Consider the following 20,424-nt stretch of genomic DNA (forward strand, 5'->3'; position numbering starts at 1 on the left):
AACTCCCTACTCCCCCTGCCACACCACCGGACAGGCGGATCCGCATCCGGCGGTTCGGTTGGTTGAGGTTATCTCTCCCGACGTCCGTTTTCGTTCGCCGCCCTCGGCGCTTCGCCGCTTCGCTGGTCCTTCGGGGCTTCAGGATCGAGTGTCGCCGAGGGGCGGCCCTGCCGAGAGAGCATCGAACATGGTCGGTCATATGATCTGACCGGAACACTCAACTGACTTCCGTAATGACAGCGCTCAGGAACCGGTGGGCTCGGTCTGCCCGCCCTCGCCCGCCGCGACGGGCTGGGCCTCGGCGCTCGGAGACTGAGACAGCAGCGCACGGGCGGCGATCTCCGTGAGCGTGTAGAGGATGAAGGCGTCCTGGTCGTCGATGGGGCGCTCGTCCTGCAGGGCGTGGATCTTCTTCCGCCGCTCGTTGAGGGCCGAGAAGATGTTGTCCTCGAAACGGCCGATGAGCCGGTACTGGCGGCAGGCGCCCACCAGCTCGCCCAGTGTCGCGCGGTCCACGTCCTTGTTGCCCACGCTCGTCACCGGTGGCTCATGGGCAGCCAGCAGCCCCCGCAGCAACCGCTCGCAGCAGCGCGCGCACGCCACCACCACCTTCTGCGCCTGCCGTTCCTCGAGTGCCAGACGCGCCAGGGCCAGTTCCTGCAACAACTCCAGATCATTCGTCTGCCAGGTGAAGAGCGACACGGGCAGGGCGAGCGTATCGGTCCCCAACGAGGTGAGGGTGAGCTGTGGGCCGTGCTGCTCGTCCACCACGTCCAGGTAGCCGAGCGCCACCAGCTTGCGCAGCCGCAGGTTGAGATCCCTCGTCCCGATTGCCATGTCGTTGATCATCACCGCGGCCACATCGCTGCCACTCTGGGCCACCAGCTGCAGCACCCGGTAGTCGAGCGTGTCGAGCGGCGTGCGGGTGGACGGCAACGGCCGGGCCTCGCCGAGCGCGCTCCGCGCCGAGAGCACCTTCTGGGGGTCGAACCCCGCCAACCAGCTCTGGTGGTGCAGTACCGCTGGCAGCAGGCCCACGCTCGCCACCGAGAGCAGCAGATCGGCCCAGAAGCTCGGCAGGGAGAAGCGCTCGGGCCAGACGACGAGCAGGAAGCCGTCGAGCGCCACCAGGACCTGGAAGAAGTTGCAGAAGACGGGGTAGAGCCGCAGCAGTGCGCGGTGCTGGTACACGGACACGTCGGTGATGCCCAACCGCACCAGCACCAGCACGGCCGGGTAGGCGCCCGCGAGTACGAACAGCCCGCCCAGCCTCACCAGCAGCCGCACCTGCACCAGCGCCGAGGCCCCCACCCAGCCCGGGAAGGTGAGCCGCGCCACCAGCGGTGTCGCCACGCCCAGCGCCACCACCGCCAGGATGATCGCGGCCCGCTTGTCACGCAGGGCCCCCAGCTCCAAATGCTTGCGTCCGGCGTTCGCCATGGCCGTACAGCATAGCCCGCATCAGAACGGCGCACGGCACTCCAGCTCGACACGTGCACCCGTGTGCGGATGAACGAAGGTCACGGCCTCGGCGTGGAGCAGCAGGCGCGTGTCATCAACACCGTACAGCCGGTCGCCGGTGATGGGTGCGCCAAGACCGAGCGGATGCGCGGCATGAACGCGGAGCTGGTGCGGGAGCCAGGTGTGGGGCCAGAGCGACACCCGGGTGCGAGTGCCACTCCGTTGCGTCACAAACCATCCGGTGGTGGCGCGCTTGCCGTGGCGTGGATCGACGAGGTGGCGGCGACGGTCCTCCCGGTCGGGCCGGATGGGCAGCTCGATGATGCCCTGGTCGCCAGAGACCTGACCGTCGAGCCATGCGACGAAGCGCCTGTCGGCCTCGCGCCGCGCGAACTGCCGCTGGAGCGCCGCGTGGGTCGCGGTGTCCCTGGCCACGAGCAACAACCCGGAGGCCTCGGGTTCGAGGGCATGCACCACGAGCCATCCGGATGCGTCCGGGTCTCGACGCCGGAGACGGACGAGTACCGAATCGCGTGACGGCTCGTGACGGCCGGGAATCGACAGGAGGCCCCGCGGCTTGTCCACGACCAGCAACCACGCGTCCTCGTACAGGATCCGAAGCTCCTCCACCGGACCCGGTGCCACACCGGAGAGTGGACCCAATTCGACATGCAACCCCTCGAGCATGTACGGCAGCACGCCGCCGCACTTGCTCCGGCACGCCGGGTAGTACGCGCCCGCGTGCCGGCCGCCCGTGAGCGGCGATGCCCCCCACCAGAACTCGGCGAGCGCCAGCGGCCGCAAGCCATGACGGTAGGCCTGAGCGAGCAGCTTCGGTGCGGCGCAGTCCCCCGCCCCTCCCGGCGGCGGCTCGGGCGCGAAGAGCGCTCCCACGGTCCGGCTCTCGCCGCGCGCATTCGGGATGACGTAGCTCTCGGAGATCCGCCGCCAGAGTTGCCTCGAGCGCTCGGCGCGCACGTGCTCGAGCCCGGCACGTTCCGTATCGAGCGCTCGGAGGGCCGACACCAGGGCCGCACGCTCCTGGCCGTGCTCCACCTCCAACCGCTGGCGTTCCGCGGCATCGGCCCGGCTCTCCTGCCCGAGCGCGTGAAGCGCCACCTGCCGCTCCTCCTCGCTGACATCCCCGCTGGCCAGACGCTGGCGTGCGTCGTGCCGCAGGCCCCGGTTCGCGTCGTGGCGCTCGCGCAGGCCCTCCCTGGCGGCATCGTGGCGCGCGGTCAGCTCGGCGAGGCTCGCACGGAGAGCGGTGGGTTGCGCACCCTCGAGCAGCTCGGCGTGGCGCTCACCGAGCACGCGCAACTCCGCCTCACCCGCGGGCAGGAACGCGTCGCGCGCGATGGGGTCGAAGAGTGGCGGCGCGAACCCATCGACCTGCCAGCGGCCATCGAGCATGCCCGAGAACCCGCGAAGGTAACCGATGCGGCCATCCGGAGCCGCGACGACCAGCACCCCGAACATCTTGCCCTGGCCAGGTGCATTGAGGGCACCGAGGCCGGGTCCTCCGTGGCGCAGGAACCCCATCAGCTCCTCGGCGGCCCGGCGAGCCAGGGGATGCGGAGGGCCCTCGGCGAACGGATCCGTGAGCCGCACCGGCACCTCGGCCGGAGCCGACTGCGGCTCGAAGTACATCACGACATCTCGCGAAGGCACCCCTGTCATTACCTCGCCCGCACGCGGTTGTATTCCTGGAGGGCCGGAGGGTACTCGTCCCAGAAATCGAGCGAGCCTTTGTTCCCTCATTTGAAAGGCCCCCCGTGTGGAACCCGGGTTCCACACAGGGCGGTAGAGCCACAAAATTGGGGCGGGCGCCCCCGCAGCACATCATCCGCCGGACGGGTACCCCGATTCCACCTCATCCCTGGTTGTTGCAACTGAGGCCAAGCGCGAGAACAGAAATAGCCGCTGTTACTTGCCTCGCAGGAATAGCAGCCCCCATGTTGCCAGTGTAATGAGAGGGACCCCCCAAAGAGTGGCATTGCCCCAGAAGATCGTGCTTGCAAGCCCCATATCGCGGTTGGCCGAATCTCCAAGCAGGGGCATGGGCAAGCCAGTCTTATCCCTCACGACTCGCTCCACCTCCGCGCGCACAATCTGTAGCTTTGTGAGCACTCTCTTCGCCGCCAGAATGCTGGGCCCCATTACGAACGTGATTGCCAACCCCAACAGCATGAGCACACCTCGCAGGTGTGCTGCTGAATCGGGTGCCGCCACATAAGCATAAGCCCCAAAGAGGAATGCCTGCGATGTCATGAACGCCCCGAACCGCTGACCGATCAAATTGATCTCATGGGCAATTTTCGTTTCGTTGAGTTCACCCACGAGGATGAGTTGCTCCAACGAGAGGGCTTCATGAAGTTTTGAAGGAGCCTTGGGACGCCCCTCATCGTTCAGTGGTTCGGAAGAGACAGGCTGTAGTGAGGGACGCCCCTCATCGTTCAGTGGTTCGGAAGACACAGGCTGTAGTGAGGGACGCCCCTCATCGTTCAGTGGTTCGGAAGACACAGGCTGGAGTGGGGGTGAGCCCTGGGACATGGCGCCTCCGTGACAAACAGCGGAACCAAGGCTCATTTAACTTCCAGTGCGAGTCCATGCTCAACTTCCAGTCAAAGGAGCATCGCCCTTTCGATAAGCCTCAAGTGGCTGTGGTCCCGATGTGTGGAACGCGCCCCTGTGTAGGATGAACTGGTGCGAATCGTCGCTCCGGGCGCGCGCCGAGGAGGATAGAGCCTGCTCCGGTTTTGAGGCTCTCCCGTACTTCCTGTGGTTCCGGGGCGGCGAGTGGGCGAGCCTCGTTCGAAAGACCATCCGTGTGGAACCCGGGCTCCACACTGGGCGGTAGAGCCACAAAACCGGGGCAGGCTCACTGCTGGATTGATTGGGGCTGCCGTGGGGGGAGCATGGCAGTCGTGTAACACTTGCCCTGGTGCTCGTAGAGTTCCTCCGGGCACGGCGCCTTCAGTTCGTGAGGCACCCAGCAAGCGCCCATAATCTCCACCTCGATACGAGGAGTGCAGGGAGGCCGCTTCTGCCCTTTATAGGGTTTGCGCGGGAAGGGTGGGAGATGGCCGACGGCCCTCCGTCCACGCTGTCCATGAGCGAATGGCCCGTGAGGGGTATCTCGATGTCCGTCGGAACCTCCTGGCTCATGGGCGCTGGCGCGACTCCCGCCAGGGGAGCCGGACCTCCTGGCGCTTGGGACAAAGGCGCCTGACGGAACAGAGCGAAAACCAGGGCGAGCATGGCGACAACGCCAGCCAGTGCCAGCCCAAGACGCCATCGGAGGCGAGGTTCATCGTAGACGGGGAAGGCGCGGGCCATGCGCTTTACGCCCTCGTGCACATCCTCGAACCCGCACATCAACTCCTCCACGGAGTGCCTGTCGGGAGCAGCGGACCCTGGAGCAGGCTCCATCTCCAGCGCGAGGTAGCTGGGAGAGGCCGAGGAGATGCACCGCACCCGCCAGTCCGTCAGCGGCGCCGAGCCGTCCTCGGCGGGCCTGAGCACCAGGGCCGACGCCCCACTCGTCTCGTGCGTGGCCCGGTAGAGTTCGCCCCGGCTGTGCTCGTCCTGCGGCACCTGCTCGTGGAGCTGGTACGGCCCCACCTGCTCCACGCCCTCGCTGCACACCTCGGACTTCTTCTCCTCGTCCACGCGTGCTCCTTCCTAGCCTCACACCCCTGCGCGAGACCCATGACGCTTGTTTGCACCGGGCCCAACGCCCGCTCCAGGACGTGCATGGTGACTCCGAAAAGCCCTACTCCTCAGTACTTCAAAGATTGCGTTTCCGTCCATGACCCATCGAGTAGGCTCATCTCGCGAGGATTTCGTCATTTGGATGACCGGTGCATCCCGCCAAGCTTCTCCTGGCGTACCCCGAGGGGTATGGAGCGTTCCCACCCTCATGCGCCCCCTGCACATCACCACGCCCCTGCTCCCGCACGACGCACTCTCGGCCGCGCTCGGCAAGGACGTGCTCCTCAAGGTGGAGAGCCTCCAGCCCTCCGGCTCCTTCAAGCTGCGCGGCATCGAAAGGATGTGCCAGCGCGCGGTGGAAGCCGGTGCACGGCAGCTCATCTGCCCCTCCGGTGGCAATGCCGGCTTCGCCGCGGCGGTGGCCGGGCGGGCCCTGGGCGTGCCCACCACCATCCTGGTCCCCCATTCGACACCGGAGTCGGTGCGGCGGCAGATCGCCGCACTCGGCGCGACGGTGGTGGTGCACGGCACCGTCTGGGACGAGGCCAACGAGGAGGCCCTGCGCCGCTGCGGCTCCGGCGAAGCGGCGTACGTGCCGCCGTTCGACCACCCGGACATCTGGGACGGCAACGCCACGCTCATCGACGAGGCGGTGGCCCAGGCCGAGCAGGGCTTCTACGCGGTCGTCTGCGCGGTGGGAGGCGGCGGGCTCCTGTGCGGAGTACTGGAGGGGCTGTACCGCAACAAGCTGGAGCACGTGCCGGTCATCGCCGTGGAGACCGAGGGCGCCGCGTCGCTGCACGCCGCGGTGAAGGCCGGCAAGCTCGTCACCCTGCCGGCCATCACCACCATCGCCACCACGCTCGGGGCCAAGCGCGTGGCGCAGGCGGCCTTCGAGTGGACGCGCCGCCACCCGGTCCACAGCGTGACGGTGAGCGATACGCAGGCGCTCGATGCGTGCCTGCAGTTCGCCGATGACCTGCGCATCCTCGTCGAGCCGGCGTGCGGCGCCGCGCTCGCGGTGGCGTACCAGGGGCTCGAGGTGCTGGCGCCCTACCGCCGGCCCCTCCTCGTGGTGTGCGGCGGAATCGCCGTGGACCTGGAGAAGCTCGGGGTGTGGCGGCAGGAGCAGGCCTCCCGCCGCGCACTCGCCAGGGACGTGCCCTCGGGCCCCTGAGTGGAGGCGCTCACCGCGCTTCGATCAACATCGGCAGGCCGTTGGCCGAGCCGAGGGTGCCGAACATGTCGAACTTCGGCACGTGGCCGGGCTTCATCCGCAGCTTGAAGCGGCGTGCGAGCATCGCCGTCATCACGTGCGTCTCCAGCAGGGAGAAGTTGTTGCCCAGGCAGATGCGCGGCCCGATGGCGAACGGGTGGTAGGCGTGCGCATGACGTGCCGCCTCGTGCTCGGGCAACCAGCGGTCGGGATCGAAGCGCTCCGGCTCGTCCCAGAACTCGGGGTGCCGGTGGGTGGCGTAGGAGAAGACGATCGTCCTCGTGCCGGCCGGGATGCGGATCCCATCGAGCTCGTCATCAGCGACGGCGTCACGGGCGTACATCGGCGCAGCCGGATAGAGCCGGAGGACCTCCTTCACGACCTGGAGGGTGTACGGAAGCTTCCTCAAGTCGTTGAGTGTCGGAGGAGCCTCGCCCAGCACCGAGTCCAGCTCGGCATGCAGCCGCCGCTCCACCTCGGGGTTCTGGGACAGCGCGTACCACAAGAACGAGAGCGTCCGTGCCGTGGTCTCATGCCCGGCGGCGAACAGGGTCAGGCCGTTGTCGACGAGGAGCTGCTCCGCCATGAACGTTCCCGACTCCTCGTCCCGGGTCGTCATCATCTTCGTCAGCAGGTCGTCCGGCCACTGCTCGGTGGGGATGGCCCGGCGCCGCGCGATGAGCTCCTGGATGTAGGCCGTCACGAGCTTCTTGGCCCGATTGAACCGCAGGTTCCCGGGGGTGGGTACCCACATGGGCACCTGGATGGGGCGCATCTGCGAGTTCGAGATGTGGGAGACCAGCGTCTCGATCGAGTTCTTGACGCGCAGCAGGGTCTCGCCCGAGTCGGTGCTGAAGACCGAGTGGAGGATGACGGCGGCGGTGACCTGCATCATCTCGTCGAGCATCTCGACAGGGCGGCCAGAGCCCTGGTGGTGGGACTGCCAGTGCTCGATGAGCTTCTGCGTGTCGGAGAGGAAGATGGGGAAGAACTTCTCCACGCCGCGAGGAGTGAAGAACGGCGCCATGAGCCTGCGCTGCCGGCGCCAGTCCTCCCCGGTGGCGGTGACGATGCCATGGCCGAGCAGCAGCTCGCGGAGGGAGTCGTAGCTCTCCCCCTTGTCGTAGCGCTCGCGGCCCGTGACGTTGACGTGGCGCACGTGGTCCGGGTGGGTCACCATCAGGAGCGACTTCGAGCCCATCCGGATGCGGATCAGATCCCCGTGCTTGCGCCAGGTGCTCATCAGCCAGCCGAGGAACCCCTCTCGCCGGGTCGCCGTGAGCAGCTCGAGGGTGGAGGGGGCGTACTCGGTGAGGGTCCGGGGCCTATCGAGGGAAGGTGCCGTATTCATGGTCGTGGAGTCCTGGGTCAGGCCGGCGTCAGCGGGGGAATCCGGAGCTGCTGGCGCACGGCCTCGACCGTCGCCTCCCAGGAGCGCTCGTAGCGCATGCGGACGAGCCGCTCGGTCCGCTGGCCCCGCCGGTATGCCGCGCGCAGCTTCCGCGCGTACTTCCAGATGGGAGGGAGGCCATGCGGCCGGAGCAGCGCGGCGAACAGGAGGATGAGGACGCTCGTGCGGAGTCCCATGTTGCCGGCCACGAAGGCCTGGAGCTCCATCTCGCCGAGCGGGTCCGTCCCGTAGCCGGTCACCACGTGGTGGAGGTCGTGCGTCTCCCGGTACCACTTGACGAGGTAGTCCACGTCGTTGCGGACCTCGTAGGGGCTCTCGAACGGGCTGATGCCGTTGTCCTTGAAGTAGCGGGCGAACGCGTTCCCGAGCGTCCCTTCCGGGAGCCGGCCGAGCGCCGCGAGGTCGATGTTGCTGCCCTGGAGGCTGGGGCGCGCGGTGAGCAGCTCCCGGCCGTCCTCGCTCTTCGCCAGCTCCGTGCAGAGCCGCTGGAAGACGTCGCCGTCGAGGCTCGCGTTGAACAACGGCGCGGCGATGCCGTCATCGGGCTTCTTCTCGAGGACCTTCAGGGCGCGGACCGCCACACGCAGACGTGTGAACAGGGATGCGCCTTCGGGCAGGAAGAGGCCGTCTTCGATGCGTGCGGTGGGTGAGCTGAAGCTCATCTCGGTTCTCCGTGGGGGGTGGGCAGCTGGAGTGTGGCAGTTCATGCCACGGAACTGGCAGAAACCGCCACCTGCGCCCGGGTGTGACAGTTCCTGCCATGGCTTGTTAGGCTCCGCGCCATGCCCCAGCGAGTGCGCCTCCCCTCCCAGGAACGGCCGGCCACGGGTGCGGACCGCGAGGCTCCGCACCTCACCCTTGCCCCACGCGAGGGGCGAGACCAGGCGATGCTCGAGGCCTCGCATGCCGTCATCAGCCTGTTCCTGCGGGAGCGCACGAGCGACTTCTCCGTCAAGGAGCTCGCGGCCCACGCGGGCCTCTCGGAGCGGACCTTCTACCGGTACTTCCCCCGGAAGGAGGACGCCATCCGCCCGGCCGTCGACGCGTCGCTCGCGCGCATCGTCTCCGAGCTGCGCGCCGCCCCCCGTGGCAAGAGCCTGCGCGAGGCGCTGGTGGAGGCGCTCCGCCGGAGCCTCGCGCAGGAGAGCGCCATGAACTGGGAGAACCTCCTCTCCGTGCTGAACGAGACGGAGAGCCTGCGCGCGGTGTGGCTGCAGATCCTCACGGACGCGGAGGTCGCGCTCGCGCACGCCGCCGCCGAGTGGCTGGGGCTCTCCCCGGACTCGCAGCGGGCGCGCCTGGCCGGTGCCGTCCTGGCCACCGCGGGACGCCTCGCGCTGGAGCAGCCATTCACCGCGGGGAGGAAACGCGACGCGAGCAAGGTGCTCGCCGAGTGCCTCGAGTTGCTCGGCCCGGCCCTGTTCGAGGAGCCCGCGGGTGAGCGCGGGCCCGTGAGACGCTCACCGCCCCGGCGCTCCCGGAAGGGACGCGGGTAGGCGCGCAACAGCACCACACGCGGGATGAGAAGTCCTCCTACTCACCACGGAAATGGTGCCTTCGGATGCGCTGACACTCGGGGCACACGCATGCTTCTCCGTGGAGTAGGAACACCACCAATGGGTTCGTCGCCTTGGTTCCGCGGCCTCGTTTTCCTTCTTCAAGCCTGCCTCCTGCTTTCCTGCGGAAGCAGTATCCGTTCCGTTCATCCGCCCGCGCCCGAGGAACTCCCCAAAATGGCTCTGGTCATCCAGGAAGGAGCCGATGACCAGGTCGTGCATTCCTGGCGGCCGGCAGCGGAGTTCCAGAAGGAGTTACAGAGCCTGCCGTCCTCCATCATCAGCAGCACTACCTCGGGGGACATTGTCCTCGTCGGTGGCCGTCGTCGCGACTGTGATCAGGAGCAGATTGACTGTCACCGCAACTGCATGCGGCGCAAGCTGCCTGCGCCTCTCAACTACATTCCGCGAGGCCACCCCAGGCATGACAAAATCTGCCGTGAGAATTGCTTGAGCGCCTACAATGACTGCCTGGCTGCCGAGAAGGCCAGAGCCTTGAGGTTCTCCGCCGTAGACCATGCAACCGAGTGGCTGAAGGAGCATCGGACGCAACTCCTCCTAGGCACCGTGGTCGTCATCGCAGGTGTGAGCTTTGTCGTTGTCTTCTCAGGAGGGGGGCTGTTCGCTCTCGCTCCTCTCGTCCTGATGGCTTCGGCGGACAGTGCGGACGCACCGCTGTGTAGCGGAGGTGCGCAATGAATCGCGATGAAATGGACAGGATGGTGGGAGCCCTCCGGAGGGCGCAGGAGCTTCTCAACGGCTCGCCCGGAGCCTCCGATGCCCTGCGGCCTGCCCTGAATGTCTCGTACTTCATCATGGAGTCAGGACACGCACACAACTTCGAGGACTACCTCGCGACCTTTCGCGGTGCGCCTGTTCCAGTTGTCGGTGCGTTCTCCAGCCGGGAAGAGTTGGACACCTGGTTGAGAGCGCACCCGGTGCCTCCTCCGAGAGGTGCGGTCGAGCTCGGGGGAGAGCGCTACACCCTCGGCTACTCCCGGAAGAGCGGGCAGCATTTGCTGTTGCGGCTCCCATCGGCCGCGGACGTGAGAAGACCGGGGAGTGTCCAGGAACAGGAGCGGCTCTGGCTCGCGCTCGATCAAGCCCAAGCAGTACTCCATTCCTCACCGGAGGACCTGAAAGGACTGCAGTGCGCCGCACTGGCGCTTCACTTCGTACAGGAGTCAGGCTGTGCGCAGGAGTTCGAGCACTTCGTGGCGCATTTCGACGAACCCAGTCCCCCGCTCTGCTCCTTCACCACATGGGAAGAAGCAGACGCGTGGTTGAAGGAGCACCCAAGTCCTCCGCATGGCGCCACCGTGCGGGTAGGGGAGGACGAGTTCTCTGTCGGGTACTGGCCCCAAAGTGACCACCGGGTTCTATTGCGCGCTCCCACATACGAACCACTCGATGACGTGGAAGAGGAGGACGAAGACCCCGCTTCATGAGCGAGGTCCCCTGCCTCGTCCCGCGTCCTAGGAGAGCTTGACCGGCAGCTGCCTCGGCCCGCGCATGAGGATGCCCGTGCGCCACTTCAGCGACTCGGCCGGCCTGGCCAGGCGCAGGTTCGGGAACCGGTTCACCAGCGTCTGGATGGCGATCTGCCCCTCCAGCCGCGCGAGCGGCGCCCCCAGGCAATAGTGGATGCCCATGCCGAAGGACACGTGCTTGTTCGGCTCCCGGCCCAGGTCCAGCGTGTTGGGGTCCTTGAAGTAGCGCTCGTCCCGGTTCGCCGAGGCCAGCACCGCGAAGACCAGGTCCCCACGCGGAATCGCCACCCCGCTCACGGTGATGTCCTCTCGCGCGACGCGCTCCGTGGAGACCTCCACCGGGCTCGCGTAGCGCAGCAGCTCCTCGACCGCCGGCTCGATGAGGGCCGGGTCCTTCCTCAGCCGCTCCAACTGCTCCGGGTGCTGGAGCAGGGCGAGCGTGCCGCCGGAGATCAGGTTCACCGTGGTCTCGTGTCCGGCCACGAGCAGCAGGAACGCCATGCTGACCAGCTCGTCCGGGGTCAGCTTGTCGCCCGCCTCCTCCGCCTGGATGAGCGCCGAGAGCAGATCGTCCCCCAGGGACGTGCGCCGCTGCGCGATGAGCTTGCGCAGGTAGCGCGTGAACATCACCACGCTCGGGACGGAGAGCAGCACGTCCGACATGTCCGTGTTCGAGACGAGCCGGTTGGACCAGCGCTGGAACTTCCGGTAGTCGCCCGGAGGCACGCCCAGCATCTCGGCGATGATGGTCACGGGCAGCAGGAACGCGAACTCCTCCACGAGGTCCATGGAGCCCTTGCGCGCGGCCGCGTCCAGCAGGCTGTCCGACAGCGTCTGGACACGTGAGCGCAACCGCTCGATGTACTTCGGCGTGAAGGCCTTGTGCACGAGCGCGCGCAGCCGGGTGTGGTCCGGCGGATCCCGGCTCAGCATGTTCTGCACGAGCGGCGTGAAGAACTTGAAGAACCAGGGCAGCTTCGCCCGCTGCGCCTCGGTCATGCTGCCGATGCGATCCTTGCTGATGCCACCGTGTTTCAACACCTGGTTGACGTCTTCGTAGCGCGTCACCAGCCAGCCCGCCTCGGCGCCGGGGACCTTGATGCGGAAGACGGGTGCCTCCTCGCGCAAGCGCGCGTAGAGGGGGTATGGGTTGGCCTTGAAGCGCTGAGACTTGAAATCGGGCTGCGTCAGGGTCTGCATGACGATCCTCCCAGGGGAGGATCTAACACGGCCCGGACAGCGGCGCGGCGGCGCATCCGGACTCCGTCCCCGCGAAAGCGCCTCCGTACAGCTGGCGCCGCACGCGCTCGGCCTCGGTCCGCAGTCCCGCCTCGTCGAGGTGCCACGCCGCCCAGGCCCTCGCCGAGTCCATGCGGGTCACCAGGGTGTAGGGCACCGGCGGCGGCCGGAAGTGGAAGATGACACTCATCGTCAGCACCACCGTGGGCGAGGTGACGACGTACGCGAGCCCCAGCAGCGTCTGGCGCATCAACGCCGCGTTCTTCTCGAGCCACAACGCGTGCCGCTGCCGCTGCTCGCTCGACAGCAGCCACAGGGCGCTCAAGTCGAAGATGCAGACGTGGGGCCCTCCCCGCTGCAAATATCGAGTGGAGCTGTCGAGGAAGGCCTCGAACTCCTGGCGCGAGGGCTCGCCCGTGAGACGCACGCCCAACAGGGGCCAGAGGGAGTCGTCGAAGGTGAAGGGGGCCGCGCGATTCATTATGGGTTTCCGGGACTACTGGCTCAGCTTGGCCTGCAACGAAGCCTGGGACGCGTAGTCCGGCGCCGAGGCGGCCAGCTTCGTCCAGAGCGCCTTCGCGCCCTTCATGTCGCCCTTGGCCTTCAGGGTCTCGCCCAGCTGGTCCACCGCCGCCGGATCCGAGCCCACCGCCACGCCCCACACCCGGTCCGCCGTGGGCTTGCCCAGCCCCACCAGCGTCCACGCCAGGCCCGCCTTCACCCGCCCATCCGGCCGCAGCGGCATCACCTGCCGGTACGCCGCCAGCGCCTCGTCGTAGCGACCCTTCGCCAGCAGGTCCTCGCCCTGCTCCACCGTCTGCGTCAGCTGGGCCTCGAGCTCCGGCGTGCGCTCCACGTTCTGCATCGCCTGCACCGTCTCTTGCGAGATGTTCGGCGCCGCCGTGTTGTCACCGCCACCCGCCATCGGTCCGGCCGCGCCGCCGCCTCGCAGGCCACCGCCCGCCATCGGGCCCTGCGCCATCATCGGCCCGCCACGCGACAGGTCCAGCTTCGAGGCCCGGATGCGCCGGTCCTCGGCGCGCGAGACCTGCCACTTCGCCATGCCGCCGGCCTTCACCGCCTCGTCCGTCATGCGGCCCAGCTTGCGCGCCAGCGCCGCCCGCGGCGAGTCCGGGTGCGCCGCCAGGAAGGCCTCGAAGCCCTCGTGCGCGGACTGCAGGGACTTCAGGTCCTCGCCCTTCGTCTCGTACAGCAGCGCCGAGCGCCCGAAGAGCGCGTCCGCCGACGTGGGCTCCACCTCCAGCACCCGCTCGTACGTCTTCAGCGCTCCCGCCACGTCGCCGGAGAGGAAGTGCGCGTTGGCGCGCATCGACTCCACCTCCAGCACCGGCTCCAGCGCCGCGCGCGCGCAGGCCGCCGCGCCCGCCGTGTCCCCCTTCTTCGCGCGCTCGGCCGCCACCGACGCCATCTCCTCCACCGGCGTCGCCGGAGAGAAGCCGCACTTCGCCTCCGTGGGGTTCTGCACCGCCGCCTTGCCCAGCTTCTCGCGCTGCGCCAGGAAGAGCTCGCGCGCCGCCTTCCCCTTCTCCTCGGCCTGCAGGAAGTAGGGGATGGCGTCCGCCGCCCGGCCATTCGTGTAGTAGAGCTTGCCCAGCGACGAGGCGATCTCGAACGTCTTCTCCCGCTCGCGCAGGCCCTGCATGCCGTCCAGCTGCTGGAGCAGCTCCGCCGCCGTGGGCGGGGCCCGGCCCGTCATCGGCGGGTGGCCCTCCGGCATGGCACCCGGGTCCGCGGCGCCCGAGGGGCTCGAGCCGAAGGTGGGATGGCCCTCGGGCAGGCCCTGGGAGGCGGCGGCCGGACGCTGGGCCTCCGAGCCGAGGGGCGGGTGTCCGGCGGGCAGGTTGGGGGGCTCGGCCGCGAGCAGGGCCGCGGCGGTCAAGGCGAGGGAGAGGGTCATCACTCGGTTACCGGGAGAAGGGTTTCGGGCCACTGGGTGGCCTCGCACCGGCGCACGTCCTGGGGAGCCAGCTGGGAGAGCAGCTCCGCCACCGTCATGCCGAGCACCGGGTGCTCCGCTTCGGGAGCGAGCTCGAAGAGCGGCTCCAGGGCGAAGCGGCGTTTGTGAAGTTCCAGGTGCGGCACCTGGAGGTTGGGGTCCGCCACCACCTCACCCTCCCACAGGAGGATGTCCAGGTCGATGGGCCGGGGCCCCCAGCGCGGTCCGCCGGGTTGGCGGCCCAGGTCGCGCTCGATCTGCTTGAGGATGCACAGCAACCGCTGCGGTGGCAGGCCGCACTCCAGGGCCACCACGGCGTTGAGGTAGTGCGGCTGGGGCGGGCCCACGGGCGCACTCTCGAAGAGAGACGAGCAGTGGAGGACCGCCACGGCATCGATCCGGGACATCGCCTCCAGGGCGGAGACGAGTTGGGCTTCGCGGTCTCCCTCGTTGGAGCCCAGCCCTACATAGACGGTGGCGCTCAAGGCCCCATCTCAACAGGGTTGGCCAGGGTCCCGATTCCCTCCAGCTCCACTTCCACCACGTCCCCGGCCACCAGCCGGCCCACGCCCGAGGGCGTCCCCGTGCTCACCAGGTCGCCCGGCAGGAGGGTCATGATGTGGGAGATGAAGGACACCAGCCTGGCGGGGCTGAAGACCATGTCGGACGTGCGGCTGTCCTGTCGCACCTGTCCATTCACCCGGCAGAGAATCTGGAGGTCCGCCGGGGACAGGCCGGCGACGCTCCAGGGCCCCACGCACGCGAAGGTGTCGTAGCTCTTGGCGCGGGTGTGCTGGATTTCGCGGCGCTGGATGTCGCGGGCCGTCACGTCGTTGATGCAGGTGAGGCCCCAGATGGCGCGCGCGGCGGTGGCCTCGTCGGCGTTCTTCAGCCGCTCGCCGATGACGAGCCCCAGCTCCGCCTCGTGGTGCACCTCCTGGCTCGCCTTGGGAATCTGGATGGGCGAGCGGTGCGCGTTGAGCGCGGTGGAGGGCTTGATGAAGAGGAGCGGCTCGGCCGGGACGGGCTTGCCCATCTCCTCGGCGTGCTTGCGGTAGTTCTGCCCGATGCACACCACCTTGGAGGCCTCGGAGGGCACCAGGAGTTGCACGGCGCTGAGGGCCACGCGCCGGCCGGTGTCCGCTCCGCCGGCCCACGGCGCGCCGGAGAGCACCACCACCTGGTCACCCTCGATGCGGCCGTGGTGCGCACCGCCCTCGTGTTGGAAACGGCAATAACGCGTCGTCATGACGTCCTCTGGAAGCCGAGCACGTCGGCCATGTCGTAGAGCCCCGGCGAGCGCCCCGTCACCCACCGCGCCGCCCGCAGCGCCCCGAGGCCGAACTGGTCCCGGTTCGTGGCCCGGTGGGTGAGCTCGATGCGCTCGCCCTCGCCAAAGTAATACACGGTGTGCTCCCCCACGACGTCTCCGCCGCGCAGCGTCTGCACGCCGATCTCCTGCTTCGGACGCGCGCCGATCTGCCCATGCCGGGCGAAGGTCAGGTCCTCCTGGCTCCGGCCCAGCGCCGAGGCGAGCACCTCGGCCAGCTTGAGCGCCGTGCCCGAGGGCGCGTCCTTCTTCATGCGGTGGTGCGCCTCGAGCACCTCCACGTCGTAGCCCTCGCCCAGCACGCGGGCCAACTCGGCGGCCATGCGGATGACCACGTTCACGCCCACCGAGGTGTTGGGCGCCAGCACCACGGGGATGGACTTCGCGCTCGCGGCGACCTCGGCACGGGACTCGGAGGTGAAGCCCGTGGAGCCGATGACCATGGCCACCCCACGCTCGGCGCACTGGCGCGCGTGGGCCACGCTCGCCTCCGCGCTGGTGAAGTCGATGACCACCTGGGCCTTCGCCGTGTCGAGCACCCGGCCGAGAGCATCGCCTCCGGGCACACCGAGTGAGTCGAGGCGCGCGGTCTGGCGCGTCGTGGCTCCGGCGAGCTCCAGGTCCTTGGACTCACGGACGAGCCGCAGCAGGGTGCCGCCCATGCGGCCAGTGACTCCAGTGATGACGGTGCGGATCATGGTGTCCTCGATACCCTCACCCCGTCCCTCTCCCGGAGGGAGAGGGGATGTGTTGGCCCTCTGTCCACAGTGCGTGGTTCACAGTGCGTGGTTCACAGTGCGCGGTCCACAGTGCGTTGCTCCCTCGCGCCATTCCCCTCTCCCCTCGGGAGAGGGACGGGGTGAGGGTGCCACGCATCCCAGGTTCAGCCCTGGACGAGGCCCAGCTTGCGCAGCTCGGCCTCCAGCTTCTTCGCGTTGGGCTCGGACATGGGGACCAGCGGCAGGCGCAGCTCCGGTCCGAACAGTCCCAGCTTGTGCAGGGCCCACTTCACGGGAATCGGATTGGACTCGATGAACAGCAGCCGGTGCAGCTCGTTCATCCGCACCTGGATGTCCCGCGCCTTCGCCAGCTCACCGGCGCGGGCGGCGGCCACCAGGTCCGCCATCATCCGCGGGGCCACGTTGGAGGACACCGAGATGACGCCTTTGCCGCCGCAGGCGATGAAGGGCAGCACCGTGAAGTCATCCCCGGACAGGAGCGTCAACCGCTCGCCGCACTTCTCCACCAGGTCCACCGCGCGGGCCATGTTGCCCGTGGCCTCCTTGATGGCCACGACCTCGGGGAAGTCGCACAGGCGCAGCGCCGTCTCGGGCAGCAGGTCCACGCCCGTCCGGCCCGGCACGTTGTAGGCGATGATGGGGAAGCCCGGGTGCGCCTTCGCCACCGCGCGGAAGTGCTCCACCAGGCCCGCCTGCATGGGCTTGTTGTAGTAGGGCGTGACGATGAGCGTGCCATCCGCGCCGGCCTCGCGGGCGCGCTTCACGTTCTCCACCGTCTCCGCGGTGCTGTTGGAGCCCGCGCCGGCCACCACCGGCACCCGGCCCGCGGCCTCCTCCACCGCCACGCGGATGGCGCGGAAGCGCTCCTCGGCGGACATCGTCACCGCCTCGCCCGTGGTGCCCATGGGGATGAGCACGTTCGTCCCTCCGGCGATCTGCTGCCGGACGAGCGCACGGAAGGAAGCCTCATCGAACGCTCCCTCCCGGAACGGGGTGGCGAGCGCGGTCATCGAGCCTTCGAAGGTCCTCATGCTGCGGCTTATATGTTCAGGGCCGCTCGCCGCGCCAGAGGTCCTCGACGCTCTCCCGTTCCCGGACCACCCGCCAGGCATCCCCGTCCACCAGCACCTCGGCCGGCCGGGGCCGCGAGTTGTAGGTGGACGCCATGCTCATGCCGTAGGCCCCGGCCGTCATCAGCGCGTACAGCTCGCCCTGGTTGGGCAGCACCACCTTGCGTTGACGGGCCAACACGTCGGTGGACTCGCACACCGGCCCAACCACGTCCACCTCCACCTCCTTGCCGCGCCGCTGCACCAGCGGCTGCAGCCCGTGGTGGGCGTCGTAGAGGGCGGGGCGCATCAAGTCGTTCATGCCCGCGTCCACCACCACGAACTGACGGGCCGGCGTCTTCTTGCGGAAGAGCACCCGGGTGACGAGCACGCCGGCGTTGCCCACCAGCAGGCGGCCCGGCTCGAAGATGAGGGTGGCGCCCGTATTGCCCGCAGCGGCGATCGCGGTGCGCGCGTACTCGGCGGGCGTGGGGGGCGTCTCCTCGGTGTAGGTGATGCCCAGGCCACCCCCAATATCCAGGTACTGCAGCGCGTGCCCCTGGGCCTTCAGCTCCTGGTAGAGCCCGGCCATCTTCGTGAGCGCGGCCTTGAAGGGCGCGGTGCGCGTAATCTGCGAGCCGATGTGGCAGTCCACCCCCACCGCCTGAAGGCCCTTCATCTTCTTGGCCCTGGCGTAGAGCGCCACCGTGTCCTCGAAGGGGACGCCGAACTTGGACGTCTTCAGGCCGGTGGAGATGTGACGGTGGGTGCGTGCGTCCACGTTGGGATTCACGCGCAGGGCGAAGGGCGCGCGCTTGCCCTGGGCGCGGCCCACGGCGTCGAGCAACTCCAGCTCCTCGGCGCTCTCCACGTTGAAGAAGAGGATGCCGGCGGAGAGGGCCTGGGCCATCTCGTCCGCCGTCTTGCCCACGCCGGCGAACACCGTCTTGCCCGGCTGGCCGCCCGCGGCCTTCACGCGGGCCAGCTCACCGCCGGAGACGATGTCGAAACCACTGCCCTCCTCGGCCAGCAGCCGCAGCACCGCGAGCGTGGAGTTGGCCTTCATCGCGTAGCACACCAGGTGCGGGTGCGAGCCGAAGGCCTCCGTCACCACCCGGAAGTGCCGGCGCAGCGTGGCGGTGGAGTAGACGTACACGGGGGTGCCCACGGCGTCGGCGATGGCCGGCAAGGGCACGTCCTCGGCGTGCAGGACACGCTTGCGGTAGCTGAAGTGATTCACGGCGTCCCAGCGTCAGGGGAGAGAGTCGCGGCGGGAGGCGGCGGCTGCGCCTCCGGAGCGCGGGCGGGCGGGCGAGGCGGCCCCTTGATACCGCAGGCCGCCCCGGCCAGCACCACGAACAACAGGATGAAACGGCGCGGCCCGGGCATTCCGCGCGCCTAGAAGCGGATGCCCAGCGTGCCGCGAATGGCGTGGGCCGTGGCCAGCTCCACCCGCGTGGCCGCGGTCGACTCGTTCAGGCCGCCGAGCGGGAACAGCACGGACCAGTCCACGCGCGCCACGAAGCCGTCCTCCGTCTCGTAGCGGGCGCCCAGGTTCGTCTCGATGCCCAGCATCCGCTCCGTGCTGGAGGGCGTGGACTCGGCGTAGATGGCCTGCGAGTAGATGGCGCTGCCGAAGAGATCGAACCCCTGCGTCAGCGTGTAGCGGATGGTGGGCTTCACGTAGACGGCGTCGGTGACACTGCCCACCAGCTCGCGCCACAGGATGCTGTCCACGCGGTAGGCGCGGTTGAAGCGGAAGTTGCGGATGGCGCTGTCGCGGCAGCCGCCGGTGCCGCAGGCGAACTGCGGACCCTCCACGTTGCCCGGCTCGGTGGCCCCGTTGGTCCCCGTGCCCAGCGGCTCGCCCGGGTAGGCGCCGAAGCCCGGCGCCCGGTCACCCGAGGCGAAGCCCACCTCCAGCTGGAGGTTGAGCTGCCCGTTGAGCAGCCGGTACTCGCCCACCGCCGCGCCGCCGAAGGACAGCACGTCCAGCGTCTGGTTGAAGCCCGCCGTGCCCACCTGCCCCGCCGTCTGCGCCAGGCCGGTGATCTGCCCCAGGTACGCCGCCAGCTCGAACTCCAAGCGGAAGTTGCGCTCCTCGTAGCGCAGCCACACGTCCGGGATGTAGAGGTTGGCGCCCCGCGGCACGAACCCGCCCTCGGGATCCAGCTCCCCCTCACTGGTGCGCGCCACGCTGTAGCGCTGGGTGCGCCAGCTGAAGTGCAGGCCGTAGTTGAGGATGCCCTGGTTGTTGTCCAGCTTGGCCTTCACCTGCTGCGGGGTGTCCCGGCGCGCCACGGCCAGCACCCAGCTGTGGCTGTCGTCCGCGTTGGAGATGTCCACCGGCTGGCCCTGCTCGCCGTTGGGGTAGGTGGTGAGGCCCTCGCTGTTGAACTCGAACATGGGCGTCACGTAGAAGCCGTCGAAGGGCTCCGTGACGAACATGACGCGATCCACCACGTCACCGAAGTCGCACTCCAGGCAGTTGCCGTCGTTGCGCAGCAGGCCCAGGCCCCAGTGCGCCGTCATGCGGCCGAAGCGCAGCAGACCCACCGGCGTGGACACCTCGCCGTAGGCCTCGCGCAGCATCAACGAGTCCTTGAAGCTGTTGATGGCCGAGCGGGGAGACACCTGCCCGTCATTGAAGACGTCGAAGAGGTAGAAGTACCGGTCCACGTCGCTCACCGGATTGGAGCCCAGGATGACGTTGTCCAGGGCGTCCAGCTGGAGCTTCACCCGCACCTCCTCGGAGATGTTGAAGGTGGGCTCCAGGCGCAGGCGCATGTCGGCGAAGGACTGCGTCTTCTCCGTGGGCCGGGGCGACGGGAAGAGACGGCCCGGCCCCGCGGGCTTGCCCAGGCTGAACTGGTAGTAGAGGTTGGGGCGCATCCGGTAGTAGCCGTCGAGGGTGAAGACCTCGAGCTTGCGCTTCTCCTCGACCCACTCCTCCTGCCAGTCGGTGGCGAGCGACTGGGTGGCGAGCTGCGCGCGAATCTCCTCGCGCATCTCCTGCTTGGCGGCCTCCACGCGCTTCTCCACCTCCTGGCGGATGCGCTCCTCGGCGGAGTCGGCACCCTCGGGGGTGGCGGGAGCGGCGTTCTCCTGGGCGGGAGCCGGCGACCCGGACGGGGGCGCGGGAGTCTGGGCGGAGGCCGTGGCGGAGGCGACGAGCAGTGCCGCCAGCAGGGCGTTGGACGACATAGGGGATTCTTCTCCGAGGCCGCGCGAGTGCGGCGGGTGCAAAGGGCGGGCGAGTCA

19 protein-coding genes are annotated in these 20,424 nt (G+C 68.7%); 4 read left to right on the forward strand and 15 right to left on the reverse strand.

Features of this window, described 5'->3' with window-relative positions:
• Positions 1 to 243: 243 nt before the first annotated feature.
• The 4 genes from VFZ09_RS07390 to VFZ09_RS07405 all read right to left on the reverse strand — a co-directional run bounded on the left by VFZ09_RS07390 (position 244) and on the right by VFZ09_RS07405 (position 5,133).
• Positions 244 to 1,440 (reverse strand): hypothetical protein, encoded by a 1,197-nt coding sequence (locus tag VFZ09_RS07390; protein WP_329726779.1) that lies wholly within the window; start codon positions 1,438 to 1,440, stop codon positions 244 to 246.
• Between the two features lie 21 nt (positions 1,441 to 1,461).
• On the reverse strand, positions 1,462 to 3,141 hold the full coding sequence (locus VFZ09_RS07395; RefSeq protein WP_414640679.1) for an RluA family pseudouridine synthase: 1,680 nt from the start codon (positions 3,139 to 3,141) through the stop codon (positions 1,462 to 1,464).
• 246 nt (positions 3,142 to 3,387) lie between these two features.
• Positions 3,388 to 3,819 carry a hypothetical protein gene (locus VFZ09_RS07400; RefSeq protein ID WP_329726780.1) on the reverse strand — a complete coding sequence of 144 codons (432 nt, stop codon included), beginning with the start codon at positions 3,817 to 3,819 and terminating at the stop codon, positions 3,388 to 3,390.
• Between the two features lie 618 nt (positions 3,820 to 4,437).
• Positions 4,438 to 5,133: a hypothetical protein gene (locus VFZ09_RS07405; protein ID WP_329726781.1), complete on the reverse strand. Its 696-nt coding sequence runs from the start codon at positions 5,131 to 5,133 to the stop codon at positions 4,438 to 4,440.
• Between the two features lie 250 nt (positions 5,134 to 5,383).
• Here VFZ09_RS07405 and VFZ09_RS07410 point away from each other — a divergent pair, with 250 nt between their 5' ends.
• Complete coding sequence (locus VFZ09_RS07410; protein WP_329726782.1) at positions 5,384 to 6,352, forward strand: pyridoxal-phosphate dependent enzyme; 969 nt, start codon at positions 5,384 to 5,386, stop codon at positions 6,350 to 6,352.
• 10 nt (positions 6,353 to 6,362) lie between these two features.
• On the opposite strand, the gene VFZ09_RS07415 is transcribed toward VFZ09_RS07410, so the two are convergent.
• Positions 6,363 to 7,742: a cytochrome P450 gene (locus VFZ09_RS07415; RefSeq protein WP_329726783.1), complete on the reverse strand. Its 1,380-nt coding sequence runs from the start codon at positions 7,740 to 7,742 to the stop codon at positions 6,363 to 6,365.
• Positions 7,743 to 7,759: 17 nt separating this feature from the next.
• Positions 7,760 to 8,464, reverse strand: a complete 705-nt coding sequence (locus VFZ09_RS07420) for a Coq4 family protein (RefSeq protein WP_329726784.1) — start codon at positions 8,462 to 8,464, stop codon at positions 7,760 to 7,762.
• A 120-nt stretch (positions 8,465 to 8,584) separates the two neighbouring features.
• On the opposite strand from VFZ09_RS07420, the gene VFZ09_RS07425 reads away from it, so the two are divergent.
• The 3 genes from VFZ09_RS07425 to VFZ09_RS07435 all read left to right on the forward strand — a co-directional run bounded on the left by VFZ09_RS07425 (position 8,585) and on the right by VFZ09_RS07435 (position 10,806).
• Positions 8,585 to 9,298 (forward strand): TetR/AcrR family transcriptional regulator, encoded by a 714-nt coding sequence (locus VFZ09_RS07425; protein ID WP_329726785.1) that lies wholly within the window; start codon positions 8,585 to 8,587, stop codon positions 9,296 to 9,298.
• A gap of 237 nt (positions 9,299 to 9,535) precedes the next feature.
• Complete coding sequence (locus tag VFZ09_RS07430; protein WP_329726786.1) at positions 9,536 to 10,057, forward strand: hypothetical protein; 522 nt, start codon at positions 9,536 to 9,538, stop codon at positions 10,055 to 10,057.
• Positions 10,054 to 10,806: a hypothetical protein gene (locus tag VFZ09_RS07435; RefSeq protein ID WP_329726787.1), complete on the forward strand. Its 753-nt coding sequence runs from the start codon at positions 10,054 to 10,056 to the stop codon at positions 10,804 to 10,806. Before VFZ09_RS07430 ends, VFZ09_RS07435 begins: the two co-directional genes overlap by 4 nt.
• A gap of 27 nt (positions 10,807 to 10,833) precedes the next feature.
• Here the strand turns inward: VFZ09_RS07435 and VFZ09_RS07440 are convergent, their stop codons facing one another.
• The 9 genes from VFZ09_RS07440 to VFZ09_RS07480 form a co-directional block, all read right to left on the reverse strand.
• Positions 10,834 to 12,048, reverse strand: coding sequence for a cytochrome P450 (locus tag VFZ09_RS07440; RefSeq protein ID WP_329726788.1), 1,215 nt, complete (start codon positions 12,046 to 12,048; stop codon positions 10,834 to 10,836).
• Between the two features lie 22 nt (positions 12,049 to 12,070).
• A complete protein-coding gene (locus tag VFZ09_RS07445) occupies positions 12,071 to 12,568 on the reverse strand; it encodes a hypothetical protein (RefSeq protein ID WP_329726789.1) in 498 nt (165 codons plus the stop codon).
• 15 nt (positions 12,569 to 12,583) lie between these two features.
• The gene (locus tag VFZ09_RS07450; protein WP_329726790.1) at positions 12,584 to 14,005 is read right to left on the reverse strand and encodes a tetratricopeptide repeat protein; all 1,422 of its coding nucleotides are present in this window, start codon (positions 14,003 to 14,005) and stop codon (positions 12,584 to 12,586) included.
• Complete coding sequence (folK, locus tag VFZ09_RS07455) at positions 14,005 to 14,529, reverse strand: 2-amino-4-hydroxy-6-hydroxymethyldihydropteridine diphosphokinase (protein ID WP_329726791.1); 525 nt, start codon at positions 14,527 to 14,529, stop codon at positions 14,005 to 14,007. Before folK ends, VFZ09_RS07450 begins: the two co-directional genes overlap by 1 nt.
• The gene (locus tag VFZ09_RS07460; RefSeq protein WP_329726792.1) at positions 14,526 to 15,293 is read right to left on the reverse strand and encodes a fumarylacetoacetate hydrolase family protein; all 768 of its coding nucleotides are present in this window, start codon (positions 15,291 to 15,293) and stop codon (positions 14,526 to 14,528) included. The genes folK and VFZ09_RS07460 overlap by 4 nt, the downstream gene beginning before the upstream one ends.
• Positions 15,290 to 16,072 (reverse strand): 4-hydroxy-tetrahydrodipicolinate reductase, encoded by a 783-nt coding sequence (gene dapB / locus VFZ09_RS07465; RefSeq protein WP_329726793.1) that lies wholly within the window; start codon positions 16,070 to 16,072, stop codon positions 15,290 to 15,292. The genes VFZ09_RS07460 and dapB overlap by 4 nt, the downstream gene beginning before the upstream one ends.
• Positions 16,073 to 16,257: 185 nt before the next feature.
• Positions 16,258 to 17,145 (reverse strand): 4-hydroxy-tetrahydrodipicolinate synthase, encoded by an 888-nt coding sequence (dapA, locus tag VFZ09_RS07470; protein WP_329726794.1) that lies wholly within the window; start codon positions 17,143 to 17,145, stop codon positions 16,258 to 16,260.
• A gap of 16 nt (positions 17,146 to 17,161) precedes the next feature.
• The gene (gene lysA / locus VFZ09_RS07475) at positions 17,162 to 18,403 is read right to left on the reverse strand and encodes a diaminopimelate decarboxylase (RefSeq protein WP_329726795.1); all 1,242 of its coding nucleotides are present in this window, start codon (positions 18,401 to 18,403) and stop codon (positions 17,162 to 17,164) included.
• 158 nt (positions 18,404 to 18,561) lie between these two features.
• Positions 18,562 to 20,367, reverse strand: coding sequence for a TIGR04551 family protein (locus VFZ09_RS07480; RefSeq protein ID WP_329726796.1), 1,806 nt, complete (start codon positions 20,365 to 20,367; stop codon positions 18,562 to 18,564).
• Between the last annotated feature and the right edge of the window lie 57 nt (positions 20,368 to 20,424).

Origin of the sequence: Archangium sp. (assembly GCF_036277355.1) — a bacterium.
In the GTDB taxonomy this organism is placed as follows: Bacteria; Myxococcota; Myxococcia; order Myxococcales; family Myxococcaceae; genus Archangium.